Here is a 3,976-nt window from a genome sequence, read left to right on the forward strand (position 1 = left end):
CACATGCTGGAAAACGACTTTGCCCAAGCCTTGGATCTGGCCGCTGGCGATGACCAGAACATCCATCGCCTGCGGCAACTGGGCATGCGCATTGCGCGCCTGATTTCACCGATTTTGTAGGGTCAACGGTGCGCACAGCACACCCTACGCGCACTGTCCGTAGGGTGTATCGGTCAAACTGCCTCCACCTCTTGCTTGTAAACCTGCAACCCCCGCGCCTGGTAATTGCCCAGCGCACTCGGGTGATCCAAGGTGCAGGTGTGCACCCACACACGGCGAGTGCCTTCCCAGCCCCACGCCGACTCCAGCGCGTGGGTCAGCAGCGGCCCGCCAAAGCCTTTGCCGAAGAAATCTTCCACCAGGCCAAAGTAGAGAATCTCCACATCGCCCTCGGCACTGCGCTGCAACTCGTAATAGCCGGCGATGGCGCCCTGCTCATAGGCAACAAAGGTGCGGTGGTTGTCTTGCTCCACCAGATCGCGCCATTGCTGGTCACTCCACACCAACTTGTCGGTCCACTCCCACGGGCCGCCGACCAATTGGTAGAGAAAACGGTTGAGCTGGAACTGCTTAATCGCGCATTCAACAATGCTCAACGCCGCTGGCAGCGGTTTGCCGCGCACGTGGTCGGCGTTGTGCATTTCCAGGTAGTACGTGATGTTCTCGACAGCTGCCATAACCGGTCCCTGCGTAAATTTGCCGCCGAGGCTAAAGCACAACCTCGGCCCGTGGCATACGCAGCTGGTGGTTTTTTCAACCGTACAGATCGGCCCGTTGCAGCAAGCCCTCACTCAGCCATTGCTTGAGCCACCCAGCCGCCTGCGCAGCCGGCTGCTCGTGCACCCGCTCTAGGCTCAGGCAAAGCTCGGCGAAGCTCCAGCCGCCCTCGGTCATGCCAAGCAGCGCCTGGGCTTCGTCGGCAGCCAACGTCCGAAACTGACCTTGCAGCCCCTGGCGCCACACCAGGCACAACAGCGGCGCGGGTAACCCTTCGCTGGCTGGCAGTGGCGCTTCTTGCTTAGTCGCCCGCCAGAGCGCCAGGCTGTTATAGGTCTGGGGCAAACGCTGCACCGAAGGCAACCAGGTAATGCGCAAGTTTGGCCATTCGGCCGCTGGCAAACTGGCCATCTGTTCCAGCGTCAGCGGGTCGCCGGCCGGTGCATCAAAGGCCAGGGTGAAGGCCCATTCCAAGTGCGCCAGCTCGGCCAGGGCAGCAGGATGCTCGCTCGCTTCGATAAACGCGGGAAAACGCGCGCCCAACCAACGCAGGCTGAAATGCTCGGACGGACAAGCCTGCAAATAGGCAGCCGCCAATTGCGCAAACGCCTCGTCGCCTAGCCACGCCAGCACAGCCGGAAAATCGCCGCGCAGGGTTTCCAGTAAGCGCGCGCGGTAGGCGTTGTGGTAAATCGCCAGGCCGGTTTCAGCACTCAATGTGGCACTGCCTTGCACGCTGCCCAGCAGTGCCGGCGCGGGCTGAGCCTGCCCGGCCAACAGATAGGCCTCCACGCTCAGCTGCCAATCCCTCAGGCGCATACCGGCTCTCGCATCAAGGCCGCGGTGGCGAGCTCGCGAGCCTGTTCAAGCTCGGTTAACAACTCGCTCAATGGCGGAAAATGATCATCGCGCTCCAGCAAGGTCGCCACCGGTCCCAAATGCTGCACGGTGCGCTGGTACAGCTGCCACACCGGGTCGCTTACCGGGCTGTCGTGGGTATCGATCACATAGCTGCCGTAATCGCTATGGCCGGCCAGATGCAGCTGGCGAATGCGCGCCGCTGGCAACGCGGCAATAAACGCCCAAGGGTCGAAGTCGTGATTGCGGGAACTGACATACACGTTGTTGATATCCAGCAGCAGCTCGCAGCCGCTCAGCTCGCTTAAGGCTGCCAAAAACTGCCATTCGGTGAACTCATCGGTGGCGCTGCGCACGTAGCTGGACACGTTCTCCAGCACCAGCGGCCGCCCGAGAAAATCCTGCACCTGGCGCACCCGGGCGGCGACGTAGTGCAGGCTTTCTTCGGTGTAGGGCAAAGGCAGCAGGTCATGCAGCTGATGGGCGCTACCGCGGCTCCAGCACAGATGATCGGAAATCCAGGCCGGCCGCACCCGCTCGGCCAATTGCCGCACCTGTTGCAGATAGGCCATATCCAAAGGGTGAGGCCCGCCGATGGACAACGACACGCCATGCATCACCAGCGGATAACGCTCGGCAATGGCATCGAGGTAATACAGCGCTTTGCCGCCCTCGACCAGGTAGTTTTCCGTCAGTACTTCAAACCAATCCACGGGCGGATTGGTGTGCAAAATTTCGTCGTAATAGGCCGTGCGCAAACCCAGGCCGTAGCCCAGAAATGCAGGGGCGCTAACAGCGGTAGAAAAAGACATTGCACGCTCCGCAGCAGCGGGGCGGCCCTCTTAGGCCGCCCCGGATGCATTCACTCGCCGACCTTGCCACCGGCATCGGTGCAGGCAGTTGCCGTCATCGCCTTAAAGCCCTGACCTTTGCAGGAACCCTGGCCTTTGCAAGCATTGCTGGCAGTTTTGCAGTCGTTCTGGCCTTTGCAGCCGTTCACACCGTAGCAATGCACCTTGGCGTCTTCAGCAAATACTTGGGTGACATGCTGGCAAACAGGCCAGCGGCAGCCAGGGCCAGGGCAGCACCAGCAGCGGCGGTTTTCATGGTCATGTTGTTATACCTCTGAAAAGGGAGAGTGCCGGCCGTAATAGGCTTATTCAGTCCCGGCATAGAGGTAGAGTTAAGACCCATAAGGGCGTTACAGCGGCCGGTAAAAAAATTTGCCTGTTTTTTACCGACCGATGGCTAGCCCCCGTCGTGCTTGGGCTGGCGCCTATTCGCTGGCGGGGCGAAAAAGATGGGCATGGCCAGCGCGATACAGATTGGAGTCGGCAAAGGCATCAGCGGCAAGCACTCGACCCACCACGATTAATGCCGTGCGTTGAAAGCCCTTAGCCGCCACGCCAGCCTCGATATTGGCCAGCGTACCCAGAACCCAATCCTGATCCGGCCAACTGGCGCGGTGCACCACGGCAATCGGGCAATCGGCGCCGTAGTGCGGCAGCATCTCCTGAACGATCTTGGCCAGGTGCTGCACGCCCAAATGAATGGCCATGGTGGTGCCGTGACGCGCGAGGTCGGCCAGCTCTTCGCCAGCGGGCATTTTCGAACGGCTGCCATAACGGGTGAGGATGACCGTCTGGGCGATGCCCGGCAGGGTCAGCTCACTCTCCAGCAGGGCGGCGCAGGCTGCCGTAGCGGTGACGCCGGGGATGATTTCGAAGGGGATATTCAAGCGGCGCAAATGGCGGATCTGCTCGCCAATGGCGCCGTACAGCGACGGGTCGCCGGAGTGCACACGGGCCACGTCTTGGCCACGGCCGTAGGCGGCTTCGATCAAGGCGATGATTTCATCCAGATGCAGCTCGGCAGTGTTCACCACGGTGTCGGCGTTATGCCCGTCGAGCACCGCTTCGGGCACCAGCGAACCGGCATACAGCAGCACCGGGCAGCTGCGGATCAGGCGTTGGCCTTTGACTGTGATCAGCTCGGGGTCGCCGGGGCCGGCACCGATAAAATAAACCGTCATACGCTCTCCTCTACCCCAGCGATGGCCACCGTTGCCTGGGCGCTGGTCTGTTTGCCAATGTGCAGATTGGCCCGTCTGCCGCTTAACGCCTCAACCTGCGCCAACGCGCACGCCTCGGCCACGCTGGCAGCGCCAGTGGCATGCAACGCTAGGTGCGAAACGGCGCCGATACGATCACTCACAACCTGCAACTGCTCAGGAGCAAACCAGGCCAGCGGCAGATTCAGACTGCGCGCCAAAGCCAGCAGCCCTGCCTCTTCCCGTTTATGCGCAACGCTGGCCAGCCCAGCGAGGTCGGCCAGGCTTAAGCCGAGGCTGTGCAGCGTCTGCTCCAGCAACCGACGCAACACGCCCTCGCTACAGCCCAAG

At 61.7% G+C, this 3,976-nt stretch carries 5 protein-coding genes and 1 pseudogene; all 6 read right to left on the reverse strand.

Features of this window, described 5'->3' with window-relative positions; genetic code table 11:
• Positions 1–173: 173 nt before the first annotated feature.
• Complete coding sequence (locus AAAB16_RS04805) at positions 174–677, reverse strand: GNAT family N-acetyltransferase (RefSeq protein WP_340662319.1); 504 nt, start codon at positions 675–677, stop codon at positions 174–176.
• Positions 678–753: 76 nt separating this feature from the next.
• Positions 754–1,536 carry a DNA-binding domain-containing protein gene (locus tag AAAB16_RS04810; protein ID WP_340662320.1) on the reverse strand — a complete coding sequence of 261 codons (783 nt, stop codon included), beginning with the start codon at positions 1,534–1,536 and terminating at the stop codon, positions 754–756.
• A complete protein-coding gene (locus tag AAAB16_RS04815; RefSeq protein WP_340662321.1) occupies positions 1,527–2,387 on the reverse strand; it encodes a DUF692 domain-containing protein in 861 nt (286 codons plus the stop codon). Before AAAB16_RS04815 ends, AAAB16_RS04810 begins: the two co-directional genes overlap by 10 nt.
• A 50-nt stretch (positions 2,388–2,437) precedes the next feature.
• Positions 2,438–2,688: pseudogene (locus AAAB16_RS04820) on the reverse strand (hypothetical protein).
• A gap of 163 nt (positions 2,689–2,851) precedes the next feature.
• Positions 2,852–3,607 carry a precorrin-4 C(11)-methyltransferase gene (gene cobM, locus AAAB16_RS04825; RefSeq protein ID WP_340662322.1) on the reverse strand — a complete coding sequence of 252 codons (756 nt, stop codon included), beginning with the start codon at positions 3,605–3,607 and terminating at the stop codon, positions 2,852–2,854.
• Positions 3,604–3,976: cobalamin biosynthesis protein (locus AAAB16_RS04830; RefSeq protein ID WP_340662323.1), on the reverse strand; the 373-nt coding region annotated here is incomplete at its 5' end. The genes cobM and AAAB16_RS04830, both read right to left, overlap by 4 nt.

Source organism: Pseudomonas sp. (genome assembly GCF_037994325.1).
Taxonomy (GTDB): domain Bacteria; phylum Pseudomonadota; class Gammaproteobacteria; order Pseudomonadales; family Pseudomonadaceae; genus Aquipseudomonas.

What these genes read in the sequence shown, in the direction of transcription:
- cobM (WP_340662322.1), bottom strand. Translation starts at nt 3,607, where the DNA reads ATGACGGTTTATTTTATCGGTGCCGGCCCCGGCGACCCCGAGCTGATC.
- AAAB16_RS04815 (WP_340662321.1), bottom strand. Translation starts at nt 2,387, where the DNA reads ATGTCTTTTTCTACCGCTGTTAGCGCCCCTGCATTTCTGGGCTACGGC.
- AAAB16_RS04805 (WP_340662319.1), bottom strand. Translation starts at nt 677, where the DNA reads ATGGCAGCTGTCGAGAACATCACGTACTACCTGGAAATGCACAACGCC.
- AAAB16_RS04810 (WP_340662320.1), bottom strand. Translation starts at nt 1,536, where the DNA reads ATGCGCCTGAGGGATTGGCAGCTGAGCGTGGAGGCCTATCTGTTGGCC.